Genomic DNA, 17,613 nt, shown 5'->3' with positions numbered 1-17,613 from the left:
TCGCTCGCTGGTAGACTTTAAGGTCTATGGACAGTCGTTCGGGAAATCAGATTCGGGAAGATTTTTTGCGGTTTTTTGAGGGCAAGGGGCATCGGCGGGTGCACTCTTCTTCGCTGGTGCCGGTGAACGATCCTACGCTGCTGTTTACCAACGCGGGGATGAATCAGTTTAAGGATGTTTTTCTTGGGAACGAGAGGCGGGACTATACGCGGGCGGTGAGTTCGCAGAAGTGTGTGCGGGCGGGGGGGAAGCATAACGATCTCGAGAACGTTGGGTTTACGCGGCGGCACCATACTTTTTTTGAGATGCTGGGGAATTTTTCCTTTGGGGACTACTTCAAGAAGGATGCGATTGCTTATGCGTGGGAGCTGCTGACTTCGAATCACGATCATTGCTTTGGGATCGATCCTTCGCGGCTTTACGTGACGATCTTTGAGGGGGATGCGAAGGTTCCGCGGGATGATGAGGCGGAGAAGTTCTGGATTGAGATTGGGGTGCCGAAGGAGAGGATCTTTGGGATGGGGGCCAAGGATAACTTCTGGCAGATGGGCGATACGGGGCCTTGTGGGCCTTGTAGCGAGATCTTTTACGACATGGGAGTTGAGGCTGCGGAGGAGGCGGGAGTTGATAAGCCGTTTCCGTTGGATGATCAGCGGTATGTCGAAGTGTGGAATCTGGTGTTCATGCAGTTTGATCGGTCGAGCGATGGGACGCTGACTCCCCTGCCTAAGCCTTCGATTGATACGGGGATGGGGTTGGAGCGGATTGCGGCGGTGCTTCAGGGAGTGCTGTCGAACTTTGAGACGGATCTGTTTACTCCTCTGATAAGCCGGGCGGAGAAGCTTGTCGAGTATGACGATAGGAGCATCGGTTCAATAAACGCCTTCATGAATGTTCAAGAGGTTGAAGCCTATCAGAGACGCTCCGAGGCTTCGTTGCGGATCATCGCTGATCATGCGCGGGCGGCTACGTTTTTGATCTCGGATGGCGTGAATCCTGCGAATGAGGGACGCGGATATGTGCTGCGGAAGATTCTGCGGCGTGGGATTCGGCACGGACGGCTGCTGGGGCAGGAGAAGCCGTTTATGCATGAGATGGTGTTTGCGGTTCGGGATGAGATGCAGGTGGCCTATCCGGAGTTGAAGGAGACAGCGGAGCGGGTTGCGAAGGTGGTGTTGGCGGAGGAGCAGCAGTTTGCTCGTGTGATGGAGACAGGTTCAAAAAAATGGGATGCTCTCATTGACGAGCATCGAGAGGCGCAACGAGTTCGGTTTATCCAATTTGTTCAAAGTCTCGAACTTAAGCATCATCGTCCTCTCCTAACTTTTGCCAAAGAACCGGCAGCCAATAGGACGGGATCGCAGGGTCCATTCATCGATCAGTATCTCGAAGGAATAACAATTGCGAATATTGGAAGGGAGCTTCCCCAAGAGGATGCGAAACAGGCGATAGGTTTTCTTCACGTCATAAAAGGAGAGCCTATTAGTGGTTTGAAAGCATTTCATATTTTCGAAACTTTCGGAATGCCGCTGGATTTCATGGTCGATGCAGCGCGGGATGCTGGCATCGCCTTCGACATGGAAGGTTTTGAGCGCGCGAAAGCAGAGGAGCAGCAGCGGGCCCGGGCTTCTTGGAAGGGTGGGTCGCAGAAGTCGGCGGCGCCGGTTTATCGGGAGTTGGCGAAGACGGAGTTTGAAGGGTACTCGACGCTGCGGGTGGATGGGGCGAAGGTGTTGGCGCTGGTCGCCAGTGGCATTGGCGTTCCGGAGCTGAAGGCCGGGGAGCTGGGTGAGGTGGTGCTGGATGCTACGAGTTTCTATGCGGACTCGGGTGGGCAGGTTGGGGATGTGGGGTGGTTGTATTCGGGGGATCACAACCTGGTGGTGGCTGAGGTGAGTGGCGCGACCAAGCCGGTGCAGGGAGTGTTTGCGCATAAGGTGAGGGCGAATCAGACGATTGCGGTGGGCGATAGGGTGGACACGGTTGTCGATGCGGCGACGCGGGTGGCTACGACGCGGAATCATACGGGGACGCATCTGCTGCATGCGGCGCTGCGGGAGGTGCTGGGCAAGCATGTGAAGCAGGCGGGGTCGCTGAACGATGCGACGCGGCTGCGGTTTGATTTTTCGCACTTCGCGGGGGTGGCTGAGGAGGAGTTGCGCGAGGTTGAGGAGATTGTGAACCGGCAGGTGATGGCGAACTCGAAGGTGGAGACGCTGGTGGATGTGCCGATTGATGTGGCGGTGAATGAGCTGGGGGCGATGGCGCTGTTTGGCGAGAAGTATGGCGAGAAGGTGCGGGTGGTGACGATCGGTGGACCCGGTGGCTTTTCGACGGAGCTTTGTGGGGGGATTCATACCGGGGCTACGGGGGAGATTGGGTTGGTCAAGATTGTGGGCGAGGGGTCGGTGTCTTCGGGGGTGAGGCGCGTGGAGGCGGTGAGTGGGACGGGTGCGCTCGATGAGTTCAGGCGCGATTTTGATGTGGCTCGCGTGGTGGGGGCTTTTGTGGGTTCGGGGTCGGGTTCTTCTGTTGAGAGCTTGACGCCGGCGGAGGCGCTGCGGGCGCGGATTACGGCTCAGGAAGAGGAGATGAAGAAGCTAAGGCGGGAGCTGGATGCGGTGCGGATGAAGTCGGCCTCGGCTTCTCTCTCCGACGCTGGCGCGTCTGCTGTGGAGGTGAAGGGTGTGAAGGTGCTGGCGCAGAGGGTGGATGGCGTGGAGAAGGCTCAGATGCGGGAGCTGGTGGATTCGCTGCGTATCAAGTTGGGGAGTGGCGTGGTGGTGTTGGGCGCTGCTGTGGATGGGAAGGTTTCTTTGATTGTGGGGGTGACGAAGGATCTTACGGCGCGGGTGCAGGCGGGGAAGATTGTTGGGCAGCTTGCGGCTCAGGTTGGAGGTAAGGGTGGGGGGCGGCCTGATCTGGCGGAGGCTGGTGGGAGTGATGTCGGTTCGCTCGATTCTGCGTTGCAGGGGGCGGCGGAGGTTGTGGGCGGGTTGCTTGGTTAGGTGCTAGGTGTCCTGCCGGACGGGCCTCCTGCGCGGAGGGCGATCACTTCGTGATGGGTATACCCCTTCGGTTGGCGCTCCCGTTGGTCGCGAGGGAAGATGATTCCGACCAACGGGAGGACCACGCGAAGCTTTAAAAAGGCGTGTGAACGCCCTAGTGGCCGCGGAAGATTTGTATCAGGAGCCAGAGGTTTAGTCCGGCTATCAGGAATGCTACGGCGTAGCTCAGGAGCCTGGTTCGCGAGTGATTGACAAAGGGTCCCATCTTCGCTGGGTTGCTGGTGAAGGCTACCAGGGGGAAGACGGCGAAGCTCAACTGCATGCTTAGGATGACCTGGCTGAGGACCAGCAGGTTCGCGGTGCCGCGTTCGCCGTAGAAGTAGGTGACGACGATGGTGGGGATGATCGCGAGAGAGCGGGTGATGAGCCGGCGGAGCCAGGGAGCGAGGCGAATGTGGAGGAAGCCCTCCATGACGATCTGGCCGGCGAGGGTTCCGGTGATGGTGGAGTTTTGACCGGAGGCGAGCAGGGCGAGGGCGAACATGGTGCTGGCTCCGGCGAAGCCCAGCATTGGGGTGAGGAGCTTGTAGGCGTCGCCTATCTCGGCGACCTCGTAGTGGCCTGCGCGATGGAAGACGGCGGCGGCGAGGATGAGGATTGCGGCGTTGACGAAGAGGGCGAGCATGAGGGCGGTGGCGGAGTCGATGTTGGCGAAGCGGATGGCTTCACGTTTGCCCTGCTCGGTGCGCGGGTAGTTTCGCGTCTGGACGATGGAGGAGTGGAGATAAAGGTTGTGCGGCATGACGGTGGCGCCGAGGATTCCGATGGCGATGTAGAGCATATCGGGGTTGGTGATGATGCTCTTAGAGGGGATGACGAGGTTGCGGGCGATGGGGAGCCACTCGGGATGGGAGAGCAGGACTTCGACGCCGAAGAGAGCGGCGATGGTGCCGATGAGGGTGATGACGAGTGCTTCGAGATAGCGGAAGCCGCGGTTTTGAAGGAGCAGGATGAGCAGGACGTCGGTGCCGGTGATGAGGACGCCGAGCATAAGGGGAATGTGGAAGAGGAGTTGGAGGGCGATGGCGGAGCCGATGACTTCGGCGAGGTCGCAGGCGCCGATGGCGATCTCGGCGAAGAGCCAGAGAAGGATGTTGGTGGGGCGGCTGTAGGTCTCGCGGCAGGACTGGGCTAGGTCGCGTTCGGTGGCGATGCCCAGCTTGAGAGCGAGGCTTTGGAGGAGGATCGCCATCAGGTTGGAGAGCATGATGACGAAGAGGAGGGTGTATCCGTATTTGGAGCCGCCGGCGAGGTCGGTTGCCCAGTTGCCGGGGTCCATGTAGCCGACCGAGATCAGGAAGCCGGGGCCGAGAAAGCCGAAGAGGCGCCGCCAGAAGCCGGGCGACTGCGTGAGGCGCACCGAGGAGAATGCCTCCGGCAGGGACGGACGCAGTTCGCGATTGATTTCCTGGAGGGTCGGCATAGGCGGCATGGGTACGTGCAGTCTTATATGCAGTATGCCACATTTAGTTAACCGAGGTTATGTTTTTTTACGTCGCCTTGGTTCATCTGCCGCGCCTGATCCTGCGCTGGGACGTACCCAGACCCTGATGGCGGCGGATTGGCCGAGGGTCACGGAGCCGTTGGGGGTCTTGATCTGCATGGTGTTGTCGTAGTTGCGTCTCTGGACGCGGACGGCGACCTTGGGTCCTATTCCGAGCTCGTGAAGAAACTCGAGCAGGCCGGAGTCTCGTTCGTAGAGACTTGCGACGACGTAGTCAGTGTTCTCGGTGGCTTCGGAGAGTGCGACGAGGCCTCGGCGCTTGATCTGCGCGGGGGTCTCGGGGAGGACCTTGTTGCCGTGGGGGCAGTCGCCGGCTTCGCCGAGTTTTTCGATGAGTTTGGCTTCGAATGCGGGGGAGATGGCGTGTTCGAGGCGTTCGGCCTCGGTGTGGATCTGATGCCACTCCATGCCGAACATCTCGGAGAGCATGCGTTCGACGAGATGATGACGGAGGGCGGTGCGGTGGGCGGCCTCTCGTCCTTTCGTGGTGAGTTTGAGGGCCCCTTCGCGGCCAGCCTCGATGTAGCCGTCTTCGCGGAGGCGTTTTACGGCTTTGGTGACGGCGGGTGCGGAGACCTCCAGCCACTGGGCGAGCAGGGCGGCGATGACGGTGTGGCCTTCGCTCTCGGCTTCAATAATTGCCTTGAGGTAGTCTTCTTTCGAGACTGTGATTTCCTGCGACATGATTGCAAGTTAACCATGGTAAAGCGGATTTGTCATCGGGCGAGATGATTTTGGGATGGGGAAGAGCGGCAACGGCTGGTGCTTGGGTTGGAAGGTTCGAACCGTATGGGTAGGTTGAAGGTGTCGGGATCCTTCACTCCGTTCAGGATGACGACAACTGCAAAGGCAAAGGCAAATACGGGGGTCTTGACGGATACCGCAGCATGAATCGGTTCGCTGCAACTGAGAGCTGTGGCCGCAATCCCTGCGCTGTTCACGGTGAGGCTGCGAACAGCTTCGGTCGAGATGACGATTCTTGTGGCGGGAAGAGCGGCAACGGTTGGAGCGTTTGTGTTGGAAGGTGGTTATTTCGATGCTTCCTCGTCTTCGAGAAGCTGTCTTGCTTCTTCGAGGTTGAGGAGGTTGCCGTCTATGACGATTTCGTAGACGCCTGCGTTATCCGGTACCGAGAAGACGCTCTGGACGGTGTGGCCGCGTTTGCGAATCGCTTCGACAAGAAGATCGATGTCTACCATGGGAGTGAGTTTACCGCAGGATGGCTTGCTGTGATCAGGCTGGAATAGTGACTTGATGCGGGTTAGGCGCAATGGGTTGGGGTGGCTTGGGGGGTGGCTGGGGGGGAGTACCGGGGGGAGTACCGGGCTTCTTTTCACATGCGTTGCGGGGTGGGGTCTCTTAAACTTAGGCAGTCTGTCGGTTTTTGAAAAAGACTATGGGACTGGGGAAGACAATTTTCAGTTCGAGGTGGGTCGCGGGTTGGGCGGTGGTGTTGAGCTGCGCGATGGTGCAGGTTCTGCCTGCGTGGGCGGCGCGGCAGCGGCACGTGGAGTTGAGTCTTTGGGAGCAGGCGGAGCGGGGGCGGCAGACGCTGGAGGCGATGCCGGCGGGGACGCGGACCAGGGCAGATTATGCGCGGGCGATGGATGGTTTTCGTGCGGTGTACCACGAGGCGCCGGGCGATAGGCGCGCTCCTGACAGCGTGAACGCGGTGGCGGAGCTGCTGGCTGAGCAGGGGCGCGGGCTGCATGATGCGAAGAGTCTGAAGGCGGCGGTGGGGCAGTATGAGTTTTTGCGGACGCAGTATCCGGGCAGTTCGTTGAGGGTTGGGGCGCTGCTGGCGGAGGGGCAGATCTATGAGAACGATCTGCAGGATGCGGCGGCGGCGCGGGAGAGATATGCGCTGCTGGTGAAGCAGTATCCGCGGAGTGAGCTGGCGGAGGAGGCTCGGGCTGGGCTGGCTTCGCTGGATCAGGGGGTAGGGCGTAGGGATCAGGGTGTAGCGTCGGCTGGGGCTCCGGGCTCTTCTGGGTCTTCGATTGCTCCGGTTGCGGCTCCGGTTACGCGGGAGGGTGGAGCTGGCGGGATGCTGGCGACGGCGGGTGCGTCTGATGGGCGCGATGCTAAGGTCTCGGGCGTTGGTTCTGGTGCAGGTCCTGGTGTTGGTTCTGGGGGACAGGGGGTAGTTGGGGAGAGGCAGGGGGTTGCGACGCCGGGGGATGAGGCGATTGATGCTGCTTCGGGTTTGGCTTTGGGCTCGACTTCGGGATCCGACGCGGGAGGGCAGAGTGGCGCGCCAATGCATGTGGCGAAAGCGGGGCGGCGGGGGCACATGGCGCAGGTGACGGGGATTCGTCACTGGTCGACGCCGAACTATACGCGGGTGGCGATCGACCTGGGCGACGATGTGACGTATGAGGCGGCGCGGGTGCCGAATCCGGATCGCATCTACTTTGATCTGCATGGAACGCGGCTGGCGCAGGAGCTGGTGGGCAAGAGCTTCGCTGTGACCGACGATGGTTTTCTGAAGAGGATTCGGGTGGCACAGTTTTCAAACGACATGACGCGCGTGGTGCTGGATGTGAATGATGTGACGGAGTACTCGGCGTTTCTGCTGCCGAATCCTTATCGTTTAATTATTGATATCCATGGTGGGAGTAAGGCGGAGTCGGGTGCGCCGGCGGTGAGTGTGCCGATGCAGAGGCCGGCGGCTCCTGCGCCGTCGGTTCCGAATACGACGGCGGTGAAGTCGGGGAGTTCGTTTGATGTGGCGGCGGTGAGTGCGCAGCCGGGGAGGGTGGAGGCGACGACACAGCCTACGTCGCAGCCGATCTCGGCGGTGGTGTCGGACAGGGCTCAGCCGGACAGGACTCAGCCGGACAGGGCCCAGGGTTCAGGGCTTAGGTTTCAGGGGGGTGATGGTGCCTCGGCGGGTGCGGCAGCGGGAGTGGCGGCGAGCTCTGCTGAGGTGACGGTGCCTGTGCCGAGCACGAGGAAGCTGCGGCACGGCAAAGGTGCGAAGGATGCCGATGCGGTGCCGGCGCGGGCGGCGGTGCCTACGGCGGATGGCGAGACCTCGATGGTGCGGGCGCTGGGGTTGAAGGTTGGGCGGATCGTGATCGATGCCGGGCATGGGGGGCATGACTCGGGGACGCTGGGCGTGGATGGGATTGAAGAGAAGGACGTGGTGCTGGATGTGGCGCTGCGGCTGGGGAAGCTGCTGCATGAGCGGCTGGGATCGGAGATTATCTATACGCGGTCGGATGACACGTTTATTCCGCTCGAGACCAGGACGGCGATTGCGAATAAGGCGCAGGCGGATCTGTTTCTTTCGATCCATGCGAACTCGTCGGCGGATGCGAGTGCGCGTGGGGTGGAGACTTACTATTTGAACTTCACCTCGTCGCCGGATGCGCTGGAGACGGCGGCGCGTGAGAATGCGGTGTCGGATCAGTCGATCCATCAGCTGAGCGATCTGGTGAAGAAGATTGCGCTGAAGGACAAGATTGCGGAGTCGCGGGAGTTTGCGGGGGATGTGGAGCAGAGTCTGTATGGCGGGCTGCAGAAGGGCAATGCAGGGCTGAAGGATCGTGGGGTGAAGAAGGCTCCGTTTGTGGTGCTGATCGGGGCGAATATGCCTTCGATTCTGGCGGAGATCTCGTTTGTGACGAATGCGAAGGATTCGCGGCAGCTGCAGCAGCCGGAGTATCGGGAGCGGGTGGCGGAGAGTTTGTATAAAGGTGTCGCGCGGTATGCGGGTGGGTTGAGTGGGGCGAAGGCGCCGACGGAGCGGGCCAGCGGGAATTGATTTTTTGGGTGCGGTGGCGGTGAGGCAAGATCCTCCGCGGTGCTGCGGAGTGACCAATAAATTCGCTGCGTAAGGCGATCAAAAAACACGATGAGGCTGTGAACCGCTTGGTCGAGATGACGGTGTTTTCGTCGGGCAGGAGCGGCAACGGTTGGAGTGTTTGGGTTGGAAGGTTCGCGCGGTATGGGTGGGTGGAATGTGTCGGGATCCTTCACTTCGTTCAGGATGACGGCGAAGAGCAGACAACAGCAACAGCAAAGGCGAATACGGGGGTCTCTCCACTGCGTCGCGCGATGAAACTGCGCGACTCCGGTCGAGATGACGGTGTTTGTTGGGGCGAGCGAGAAGCGGATTCCTCCGCTGCGCTACGGAATGACAAACAAAAGACCACGGCTGTTAAGTAGCTAAAGGGCACACTCTTAAATAAGAGGAAGATCCTTCGTAATTAAAGAGAAAGATTCGCCAGCGCGGTGGGTGCGCGATTCTTAGATTCTTCCAATCTGGATGATCCGGGGATGGCAGCGCGTTTGCTTCTGGTTCGTCGCGGAGATTTTTCCGTTCGAAGATGCGCAGGTTGTCTCGTTGATTTCGATGCGGAGACTGCGCTCTTCCGTGAGGAGGTCCATGAGGCCTGAGACGCAGAAGATTCAACCGCAGTACGGGAGTGCCTTTCACTGTATCGGGACCGAGTGCGAGGACTCCTGTTGTCATGGCATGAGCGTTCTGGTGGACAGGAAGACTTATGAGGGATACCAGGCGTTTCCGGAGGAGACTCTGGGGGCGCTGGTGAAGCAGTATGTCTCGATTCTTCCGGTGGGCGCTACGGATGCTCTGTATGCGCGGATTACGCCGAACGCCTCGGGCCGGTGTCCTTTTCTTTCGGCGGAGCAGCTTTGTGGCGTGCAGAAGGAGTATGGTTCGGCGCTGTTGTCTGCTACTTGTTCGACGTATCCTCGCGCGTTGAACAGTGTGGAGAATGAGCTTGAGGTTTCGCTGTATCTCTCGTGCCCGCAGGCGGCTCGGCAGGTGCTGCTGGATGCGGACTCGACACGGGCAGTGGGGGAGGCTTCGTCGGATCGCTTTCGGACGGACCAGAGTTCGCGGCTGGCTACCGGGGCGGGCGCGATTCATAAGCCGATACGCTACTTCTGGGAGGTTCGGGATCTGGTGGTGGCGATGATTCATGATCGCCGACGCCCGATGTGGCAGCGGCTGTTTCTGCTTGGGATGCTTTCGAAACGGTTGAACGAAGTGACTACGGCGCGGGATGACGAGGCTGTGCCGGAGGTGCTGGCCAGCTATTGGGAGATCGTGGAGAATGGGGCGCTCTGCGACAAGCTGGAGATGGTGCCGGCGCAGCCCGCGGTGCAGCTGGATGTGGTGCTTCGGCTGATCGATCAGAGGATTCGTGCGGGGTCGTGCGGGCAGCGATTTCTGGAGTGCTTTGACGAGTTTCTGCAGGGTATTGGGTACTCCGCGGGATCGACTGCTGCGAGCGATGCGTTCAACTATGTGGAGGCTGAGTCGCGGTACTGTGCGCCGTTCTTTGCGGAGCATCCGCATATTCTGGAGAACTATCTTCTGAATTATGTTTACCGGACGCTGTTTCCATTTGGCCGGGAGGCGAGCGCGCATATTACTCCGCAGGGAATCTTCGGGGAGTTTCTGTTGATGGTGACGCAGTATGCGCTGGTGTACGGTCTGCTGGCTGGGATGGCGGGTCATGCGCGGGAGGCGTTTGGGGAAGAGCATGTCGTCAGGCTGGTGCAGTCTTTCTCGAGGACGGTGGAGCATAGTCCCAGATATTTAAAGGAGATTAATGCATTGATCGAGAGCAGAGGGTTGGGAGATCCGCAGGGGATTGCGACGCTGCTGAAGTTTTCCTAGGACGTTTTCTTAGGACGATGATGGGTTGATTGTCTTCGGGTTGCGGCGGTTAGCTCGGATTGTCGGCGGCCTGAGACGTGGGTGTGTAGCTCTAGGCTTACGTTCGCGCGCTGGTGTAGTCTGACCAACGTATGGGTTTTCTTTCTCGGATGCGGGTTATGTCGACGGCCGTGTTGGGGCTGGTGGTGATGGGTGCCTCTGTGATTTCGCTGGAGGGGCAGACGCCGAAGGTGATGTTGGCCGAGCCTCCGACGCCGCTGCTGCCGGAGTTGCTGCGGGGAGGGCCGGACCATGACGCGGGGATGGGTGCTCCTTCGTGGAGCGGAGCCGATGCGCCGGTGCTGGTGGAGGATGGGATTCGCCGGTATGAGCGGGGAGGGCCGCAGAGCCCGGTGGCCCACGGAACTGTGTCGGGTGGAACGGTGATTGTGTATCAGTTTGAGGATGCGACTGGTGCGGCAGCGGCGTACGACTATCTGCGGAAGAGCGGTTCTACCGTAGTGCGGAGTGGGGTCTCGGTGGTGGTGGCAAACTTGAAGCTCTATCCCGAGTCAGCTGAGGCGGTGCTGCGGACGGTGGAGGTGGGGCTGCCGAAGGTGGGAGGGCCGAAGGGGATGTCTCCGCTGCTGCCGACTTACTTGCCGGGGAAGGGTTTGGAGAAGGGCTCGGAGCGGTATGCTCTGGGGCCGGTGGGCTATCAGGCGACGGGCGGGGTGCTTCCGGCGGAGATGATTGGCTTCGATAAAGCAGCCGAGGTGGTGACGGCGAAGTATGAGGGAAAAGGTACGCTGACGATGCTGCTCTACCCGACGCCGCAGATCGCGGGCGACCACGGACGACAGATCGAGGCGGAGATGAACCGGGAAGGTTCCGGAGCCGGGACGGTGAAGCTGAGGCGTGAGGGGCCGCTGGTGCTGCTGACGACGGGGGCCTGGAGCGGGGCAGAGGCACAGAGGCTGGTGGAGGGGATCCATCTGCGGAGTGAGGTGACCTGGAACAGGGCGGTGCCGCCGGAGTTCCATGCGGAGATCAGGAAGACGGTGAGTCTGCTGACCAGCATCCTGGTGTTCTGCGGACTGGGGGCTCTGGCGGCTGTGATTCTGGCGCTGTTTCTGGGTGGCGGACGGGCGGCGATCAGGGTACTTCAGGGTAAGCCGGCGGCGACGGAGCCGGAGTTTCTTCGGATTGATTTGAGCGGAAGTGCGGCTCGGATTCATACGGAGGGGTCCGGGGTTGAGCACGGGGGATGATCGGAGGGCTCGCCGATCTGCACTGGGGATGGTGCAGGGGAGGAGCTAAGCGGCTGATAGGAATGCGGTTTAGATTTTGGTGAGGGCGGTAAAAGCGAAACTTAGGCGAATACGAGGGCCCCTGTTGGCAGGTTAGTAACCCCCGTAACCATTGAGGAATAAGGACTTACAGTAGTTGAGTTTTGGCCTTGACACGTCATATCGCCAAACTTAGTATTTCGCCAGAAAGTTCTGATGGCTTTGCCTCCGTTGGAACTATTCTCCCTAAAGAAGAGGCCACCTCGTTGCCGGGTGGCCTCTTCGCTTTTCCGGAGGGGATTTTCGTGGGTTCTCTTGCGAGAGAGTTGGTTACCAAAGTGGGATGCTGTGGTGAGGGAATCGGTTGTGGTGTCGGCGTTGTGTGACGGTCGAGAGTGTTGCTGCCGATGAAGATCTCAGGGAACGTAAGGCTCTTCGAAGGAAGAGGCGGTCTATGTCTGAGGGTCTACATCCGGTTCTTCAAGTAGCAATCGCTCTGGTGGCGCTCGCGATACTGGTGTGGCCGGCCGACATGGCGGACTCTGAAGGAGAAGACTTTGACGGTGTTGGTCGCCGTGACCTTTGAGCTTTGATCTGTGACGCGTGTTCCCTGGTCTTTGCTTAGGGAGTGGGGAACGATAGCTCCATCGAGACGTCTGCGCGGGCGTACGGAGACGGCACTACGCGGTCTGGTGGGAGCCGTTTGAAGCCGACGGCTTCGTAGAGGTGAATGGCTGGAGTTAGCTTGTGGTTGGTTTCGAGATAGAGCCGGGTTGCTCCTGAGGTCCTTGCTTCGTCGACGACGGCCTGGAGGAGTCGGCGTCCGATTCCGGTTCCCTGGCATGCTTGGGTTACGGCCATCTTGGCTACTTCGAACTCTCCGGGCTTCATCGCGACCAGAGCACAGCAGCCGACGGTCTCGCCGTTTTGAATGGCGAAGAAGATGCGGCCGCCGCGATCGAGGATGGTTGCCTGTGGGTCGGAGAGGGAGTACACGTCCTTGGGCTCGAGGACGAACTCGCGGGTGATCCACTCTTCGTTGAGGGTGCGAAAGGCGATCTCGTCTCCCGGTTCGAACTCTCGGATCTTGAACTCCAGGGCTGTCTGGTTCATGGGGCCTCCACTGAATTCTGCGATGCAGGTGGCGCTGCGACTTCGCCGTCTGGCGCGAAGGGCGCCTGCACTGACGACGCCTCCTGAATTCAACGCTACGAGGAGTCTTGCGGGATGTCCAATAGCTGAAAGGTCGCGATCTATATGATTGAGATATGAATGACCAGATTGAACTGCGGCATCTGCGCTACTTTTTGGCGGTCGCTGAGACGCTTCACTTCAGCAAGGCGGCGAGGCGTCTGGGGATGGCGCAGCCTCCGTTGAGCCAGCAGATCAAACGGTTGGAACAGATGCTTGGTCATGCTCTGTTTGAGCGGACGACACGTGGCGTGAAGCTGACGGCTGCTGGGCATCTGCTTGCGCGACGGGCGCGGAGCACGATGGAGAAGGTGGACGAGGACCTTGCCCAGGTTCGGCGGTTGGGGCGCGGCGAAGAGGGGACGCTGACGGTGGGTTTCAGCGGCTCGGTGATGTTTACGGAGCTGCCGGCGGCGATTCGGAGCTTTCGACGCCGTTATCCGAAGGTGGAGCTACGCCTGCGGGAGCTGGTGACGTCTGCGCAGATTGCCGCTCTGTTGAATGGGCAGATCGATCTTGCGTTTCTGCGGGATGGAGATCCGACGGAGGGGATTCGCATCACTACGTTGTTGAAAGAAAAGTACGTGGCTGTGTTGCCGGAGGCGCATCCGCTGGCTGGTCGAAAGACGCTCGGGGTGAAGGCGCTGGAGGGCGAACCATTCATTATGTTTGCGCGGCGTATGGGGCCGCTGGCCTATGACCGGACGATCGCATGTTGCGAACGGAGCGGGTTTCGTCCGAACATCGTTCAGGATGCGCCGCAGTGGCTGACGCTGGTGCGCCTTGTGGCAGCAGGGCTTGGGGTGACGCTGGCGCCGGCTTGTGTTGCGAGGGTTGCGATGCCGGGAGCGGTGTATCGAGAGGTGAAGGGTGCGTGCCGGACGTCGATTGATCTTGGTGTGAAGGCGGGTGCGGAGAGCGTCCTTGCGAGGAACTTCATCGAGATTGCGAATCAACATCTGGCCGGTTGATCTCCAGCGTTGGTTGCTTTTTTGGCAAGGGCTAGTTCCCAAACGAACGGAAGATTTGGCGGATGGCCACGAAGCCGATAGAATAGAAGGACAGGCCGATGTAGCTCAGTTGGTAGAGCAACTGATTCGTAATCAGTAGGTCAGCGGTTCAACTCCGCTCATCGGCTCCATTCAAACTCTCCCTCAAAATAAAGTGCTTAGAAGGAGCCTTCGGTCTACCGGTGCGGACCTCGTGTGTGCCTGCTGGAGTAGCGCTGGCAGGCGGATCTGAGCGCTGCTGGAGATTTGCATTGTGCTGAGGCTGAGGGTTCGCGCGTCTCTCAGAACGGCGGGTCGACTTTGCTTGTAACTCTGGGAGTGCCGTTGCATAGGCTCTATCTCTGAGTTGGTTCGAGGTTTTGAGGTTGCGTTCGGCAGCTGAAAACATGCAGCGATACTTGAATCAATGCTATAAACACTGCACCTTAGCTTTGTCCGCGGGATAGTTCCTGCGAGTACGCTAGCCGGATTCGACGGATCGAGTTTTTGGCGGTAATTCTTCGGGTTGTGGGTCCCCCTCTGTATCTCAATTCAATTAGGACAGCTTCTAAATCAGCTCTATCAACGAGGAGACGAAGTCATGATGCTTAAGTGGACCACTCAGAATTTAGTCAAAAATGGAAATGGATCTGGACTATGCGGGGCTTATCCGGACTGGGCGATGCATCCATCATGGATTGCGGGAGTGGAAGGGTTGGACGCCTACAACCGGTGGGTCTGCGAGGTTCTGATACCGATCGTGTTTCAGTGGATTGAAGAGCATTACAAGGAGGTGTACCAAGGCATATCGGATGAGAATAAAGATGATGTCGGCGTCGTGGTGGCATCGGCCTTCGAGATCGTGAAGACGATGTCGAGTTATAAGAATGGGTTGGAGAAAGCCAAAGAGTTTGAGGAGGCGAAAGAGACGGGAGCGGTGGATCTTAAGACCATCAATCCTGTGTGGGCCGACATCGCGCGGAAGGTGCGAGAGGATACGAAGAAGATCTTTGACCACAAAGAAGATGTTCTGAAGGGCACGATTCGCTGATTTGGCCGCGGTTCCAACGGCGAATTCTTTAGACGGTTGAGGTAGCTGGCGCGATGTTGGTCGATTCTTCGCCCATGGCGACGCGGACCAGGGTGACGACGGTGATGTCGTCGTCCTGGCCAAAACGTACCGCGGCTTCGGCGGCGCGGGCGGCGTTGGGGAGTGTTGCGAAGAGTTCGCGTATCCGCTCAAAGCCGTAGAGTTCGCCTGTCTTGTTGCGCGCTTCGAGTAGTCCGTCGGTGTAGAGCGCGAGGTGATCGTTAACCTGCAGGCGCAGGTGGCTTTCTTCGTATGCGACGGCGGGGAACAAGCCGAGAGGGAACGAGCCGGGGATAGCTAACTCACGATCGTTGAGATAGGGAGGGGGATGTCCGGCGCTGGCCAGGACACAGTTGCCGTGTGGATCGATACGGAGGGCAATGCAGGTGGCAAAGCCGCCATGCAGGCGACCACACAATCGCCGGTTTAACTTGGTCAACAGTTGAGCGGGGCTTTGGGTGTTTTCAACCAGGACGCGCACCAGCCCGACGATGAGTGAGACCGCGATGGCAGCTTTGAGGCCTTTGCCGCTGACATCGCCAAGGATGACAAGGGTGAAGTCGCCATCGAGGGGGATGATCTGGAAGAAGTCTCCGCCGACTTCCAGTGCGGGGCAATAGGCACTGGTGACGGCGAAGCCAGGAATTGAGGGGAATGTTTCGGGGATGAGCACCTGCTGGAGTTCGCGGGCGCTGCTCATCTCGTGCTCAAGAAGGCTGCGGCGGCGGTGGTCTTCCATGGAGGTGCGATAGACGGCGTAGAGCAGAGCGACGAGCAGGAAGATTCCGGCGAGGGTGGGCACCGATACGGCATTGCCATAGAGGTGAAAGAGGGGTGTGCGCAGTTTGTCGGCGAGGGTCCAGTGGGTAAAGCGCTGTCCCTGAGGAGCTAGCCCCTGGACGACCTGGATCATGCCCCAGAGAAATGCGGCGATGACGAGCAGCCGGCGAGCCAGATCCAATCGACGGCGTTGTTTGACGGCGAGAGCGACGAGTGCAAGCGGCACCGCGGCGGTGATGAAGTAGATCCCTGTGAGGACTGCGTCCGCTATCTGAATGAGCCAGAACCAACTCACGCTCGCATCCAACAGCGACAGAAGACCATCGGAGATACTGGCTGCCAGGCTGACAACGGCGAAGCGACGGACAAGCCGGATGAGGGACGGGTTGTCGTCGAGGTGCAGAAGCCAGAGCAGCAGGAACCAGAGAGAGATGTCGCGAATCGAGGAGACGGGCGGTCCCAGTGCGTTGGACAGGCCCACTGTCCAGGGGATGCGCATTCCGTAGAGGATCAGCCGGATGAGCGGGCTCAGGGCAAATCCGGTCATCCACAAGAGAGTTCGCTGCTGCCGATCTCGGAGCCAGGAGAAGAGACAGAGCACGCCAGTGATTCCGTAGAGCAGGAATTCTGCAAAAGAAAATTGATTGGCTCGGAGCCACTGATAGTCCAGCGAGGTTTTGTAGGCGGCGAGGGATTCGGGATAACCGACAATAGGGGACCCTTCGAAACCGCCGGATTGTCCGGAGTCCTCGGAGGTAAGAGGAGCCTTCCAGACGCGGATGGCGAGTGTGCCGCGAAGTTGGCTTTCATGCTCCGGTCCGGACTTAGGGGTTCCTGGGTTGAGAGGGTAGAGGACGGGTGCGTCGGTGGATCGATACCAGATGGGGTAGGGAGGGAACTTTCCGCTGCGGCCGATGGAGCTGCCGTTCCAGAAGATCTCGTACACATCGTCCAGGTGCGGCACGAGGAGGGCGAAGCTGCTTTGATCTCCTGGCGCCGAGTTGAGCGACAGGTGCAGGCGGTACCAGGCATAGCCGGTGTAACTGGGGTGTCCCTGCTCGCCCCAGGGCTTCTCTGCCGTGAGTTGTTCCCAATGGGAGTCGTCGAAGGTGGGTGAGGCCCAGTTGGGGTCGTCGCCCAGATGGAACTGCCAGGGACCGTCGAGCGGTGCGACGGCCCTGCCTAGACCCTTGATCGCGATAGCGGATGCCGAGGATGGCGGCACAACGGATGCCTGGCCGAGCGCGAGTGTCGGAAGAGATACGACGAGGGAGGAGACGTAAAGCAGGAGTGCGGGCAGGCAGCACGAATGCGATAGACGCCAGGCAGGCCGAAGCATGTGGCCAGCATACGCTGGGTTTCCTGCTGTGGGATATCGAAGCGGTCTCTGCAGATTCTTGCGCTGTCTCGAGGCTAGTTTTCCGGGTTGCGGTCGGGCCTGAAATTGGGCTTGATTTTTATTACATATTGCGATATAAATATTGCGATTTGTAATTGACATGAAACTCAGCGATAAAATCCGTTATCTGCGTGAGGTCGAGGGTAGTCTGCGCGGCCTCAATCGGGCCATGACGCAGCAAGAGCTGGTTCGTGCAATTCAACAGGAGAACGGCACGGGCAAAAAAGCGGCCAAAAGCGCGGGCAAGGGAACAATCAGTCAGTCGTATCTGTCGCAGATTGAAAGTGGAGCGCGCCCGCACCTGACGAATACGACGCGGCTGCTGCTGGCGAAGTTCTTCAAGGTTCATCCTGGCTATCTGGTCGATGATCCCGAGGGATATCACTCGGAGTTGATCTCCGACCTGCGAACGGCGGAAGACAAGCTCGACCTCTGGCTGGTCGGCGGTGTCGAACGCTTCCGTCGTGATCCTGCGCTGTGCCAGGCTCTGCTGACACTGGCAAACCATAGTGATTCACGGCGTTGCTTCCTTCTGATTGAGAGCATTCTCGAGACGCCTGCGCTGCTCGATCGCCTGTTTCAGGTTCTTCGTCCTGACGATTCCTGGTTGAAGTCTTCAGTAACTCAGCCGGCTGCAAAGAAAGCAGCGAAACGGAGCACCAAATAAT

Annotated in this window: 12 protein-coding genes and 1 tRNA gene; 8 read left to right on the top strand and 5 right to left on the bottom strand. The window is 59.5% G+C overall.

All coding sequences use genetic code 11. The annotated features are described in order from the left end of the window. Window positions 1–26: 26 nt before the first annotated feature. Window positions 27–3,008 (top strand): alanine--tRNA ligase, encoded by a 2,982-nt coding sequence (gene alaS / locus HDF09_RS20735; protein WP_260181038.1) that lies wholly within the window; start codon window positions 27–29, stop codon window positions 3,006–3,008. 154 nt (window positions 3,009–3,162) lie between these two features. Here alaS and HDF09_RS08915 read toward each other — a convergent pair whose 3' ends face one another. The 3 genes from HDF09_RS08915 to HDF09_RS08905 form a co-directional block, all read right to left on the bottom strand. Beyond that, window positions 3,163–4,500, bottom strand: a complete 1,338-nt coding sequence (locus tag HDF09_RS08915; protein ID WP_183764849.1) for an Nramp family divalent metal transporter — start codon at window positions 4,498–4,500, stop codon at window positions 3,163–3,165. A gap of 48 nt (window positions 4,501–4,548) precedes the next feature. Further along, window positions 4,549–5,256 (bottom strand): metal-dependent transcriptional regulator, encoded by a 708-nt coding sequence (locus tag HDF09_RS08910; protein ID WP_183764846.1) that lies wholly within the window; start codon window positions 5,254–5,256, stop codon window positions 4,549–4,551. Between the two features lie 344 nt (window positions 5,257–5,600). Beyond that, window positions 5,601–5,771, bottom strand: coding sequence for a hypothetical protein (locus HDF09_RS08905; protein ID WP_183764843.1), 171 nt, complete (start codon window positions 5,769–5,771; stop codon window positions 5,601–5,603). 197 nt (window positions 5,772–5,968) lie between these two features. Here HDF09_RS08905 and HDF09_RS08900 point away from each other — a divergent pair, with 197 nt between their 5' ends. The 3 genes from HDF09_RS08900 (at window position 5,969) to HDF09_RS08890 (ending at window position 11,478) form a co-directional block, all read left to right on the top strand. Beyond that, window positions 5,969–8,341: an N-acetylmuramoyl-L-alanine amidase gene (locus tag HDF09_RS08900; RefSeq protein ID WP_260181037.1), complete on the top strand. Its 2,373-nt coding sequence runs from the start codon at window positions 5,969–5,971 to the stop codon at window positions 8,339–8,341. 624 nt (window positions 8,342–8,965) lie between these two features. After that, complete coding sequence (gene fliB, locus HDF09_RS08895; RefSeq protein ID WP_183764841.1) at window positions 8,966–10,228, top strand: flagellin lysine-N-methylase; 1,263 nt, start codon at window positions 8,966–8,968, stop codon at window positions 10,226–10,228. 158 nt (window positions 10,229–10,386) lie between these two features. Then, the gene (locus HDF09_RS08890; protein ID WP_183764839.1) at window positions 10,387–11,478 is read left to right on the top strand and encodes a DUF6599 family protein; all 1,092 of its coding nucleotides are present in this window, start codon (window positions 10,387–10,389) and stop codon (window positions 11,476–11,478) included. A gap of 639 nt (window positions 11,479–12,117) precedes the next feature. On the opposite strand, the gene HDF09_RS08885 is transcribed toward HDF09_RS08890, so the two are convergent. Next, window positions 12,118–12,609: a GNAT family N-acetyltransferase gene (locus HDF09_RS08885; protein WP_183764836.1), complete on the bottom strand. Its 492-nt coding sequence runs from the start codon at window positions 12,607–12,609 to the stop codon at window positions 12,118–12,120. 155 nt (window positions 12,610–12,764) lie between these two features. Here HDF09_RS08885 and HDF09_RS08880 point away from each other — a divergent pair, with 155 nt between their 5' ends. The 3 genes from HDF09_RS08880 to HDF09_RS08870 all read left to right on the top strand — a co-directional run bounded on the left by HDF09_RS08880 (window position 12,765) and on the right by HDF09_RS08870 (window position 14,727). Then, a complete protein-coding gene (locus tag HDF09_RS08880) occupies window positions 12,765–13,658 on the top strand; it encodes a LysR substrate-binding domain-containing protein (protein WP_183764834.1) in 894 nt (297 codons plus the stop codon). Window positions 13,659–13,752: 94 nt separating this feature from the next. Then, window positions 13,753–13,828, top strand: a tRNA-Thr gene (locus HDF09_RS08875). A gap of 449 nt (window positions 13,829–14,277) precedes the next feature. Then, window positions 14,278–14,727 carry a hypothetical protein gene (locus tag HDF09_RS08870; RefSeq protein ID WP_183764831.1) on the top strand — a complete coding sequence of 150 codons (450 nt, stop codon included), beginning with the start codon at window positions 14,278–14,280 and terminating at the stop codon, window positions 14,725–14,727. 28 nt (window positions 14,728–14,755) lie between these two features. Here HDF09_RS08870 and HDF09_RS08865 read toward each other — a convergent pair whose 3' ends face one another. Then, entirely contained in the window at window positions 14,756–16,885 is a 2,130-nt protein-coding gene (locus tag HDF09_RS08865) for a PP2C family protein-serine/threonine phosphatase (protein ID WP_183764828.1), read from the bottom strand. Window positions 16,886–17,045: 160 nt separating this feature from the next. On the opposite strand from HDF09_RS08865, the gene HDF09_RS08860 reads away from it, so the two are divergent. Continuing rightward, the gene (locus HDF09_RS08860; protein WP_183764826.1) at window positions 17,046–17,612 is read left to right on the top strand and encodes a helix-turn-helix domain-containing protein; all 567 of its coding nucleotides are present in this window, start codon (window positions 17,046–17,048) and stop codon (window positions 17,610–17,612) included. Window position 17,613: the final 1 nt, after the last annotated feature.

Source organism: Edaphobacter lichenicola (assembly GCF_014201315.1).
GTDB classification, from domain to species: Bacteria; Acidobacteriota; Terriglobia; order Terriglobales; family Acidobacteriaceae; genus Edaphobacter; species Edaphobacter lichenicola_B.
The sequence above is the reverse complement of the archived record's forward strand: the minus strand, read 5'-3'. Positions and strand labels throughout refer to the sequence as shown.

What these genes read in the sequence shown, in the direction of transcription:
- alaS (WP_260181038.1), top strand. Translation starts at nt 27, where the DNA reads ATGGACAGTCGTTCGGGAAATCAGATTCGGGAAGATTTTTTGCGGTTT.
- HDF09_RS08915 (WP_183764849.1), bottom strand. Translation starts at nt 4,500, where the DNA reads ATGCCGCCTATGCCGACCCTCCAGGAAATCAATCGCGAACTGCGTCCG.
- HDF09_RS08910 (WP_183764846.1), bottom strand. Translation starts at nt 5,256, where the DNA reads ATGTCGCAGGAAATCACAGTCTCGAAAGAAGACTACCTCAAGGCAATT.
- HDF09_RS08905 (WP_183764843.1), bottom strand. Translation starts at nt 5,771, where the DNA reads ATGGTAGACATCGATCTTCTTGTCGAAGCGATTCGCAAACGCGGCCAC.
- HDF09_RS08900 (WP_260181037.1), top strand. Translation starts at nt 5,969, where the DNA reads ATGGGACTGGGGAAGACAATTTTCAGTTCGAGGTGGGTCGCGGGTTGG.
- fliB (WP_183764841.1), top strand. Translation starts at nt 8,966, where the DNA reads ATGAGGCCTGAGACGCAGAAGATTCAACCGCAGTACGGGAGTGCCTTT.
- HDF09_RS08890 (WP_183764839.1), top strand. Translation starts at nt 10,387, where the DNA reads ATGTCGACGGCCGTGTTGGGGCTGGTGGTGATGGGTGCCTCTGTGATT.
- HDF09_RS08885 (WP_183764836.1), bottom strand. Translation starts at nt 12,609, where the DNA reads ATGAACCAGACAGCCCTGGAGTTCAAGATCCGAGAGTTCGAACCGGGA.
- HDF09_RS08880 (WP_183764834.1), top strand. Translation starts at nt 12,765, where the DNA reads ATGAATGACCAGATTGAACTGCGGCATCTGCGCTACTTTTTGGCGGTC.
- HDF09_RS08870 (WP_183764831.1), top strand. Translation starts at nt 14,278, where the DNA reads ATGATGCTTAAGTGGACCACTCAGAATTTAGTCAAAAATGGAAATGGA.
- HDF09_RS08865 (WP_183764828.1), bottom strand. Translation starts at nt 16,885, where the DNA reads ATGCTTCGGCCTGCCTGGCGTCTATCGCATTCGTGCTGCCTGCCCGCA.
- HDF09_RS08860 (WP_183764826.1), top strand. Translation starts at nt 17,046, where the DNA reads ATGAAACTCAGCGATAAAATCCGTTATCTGCGTGAGGTCGAGGGTAGT.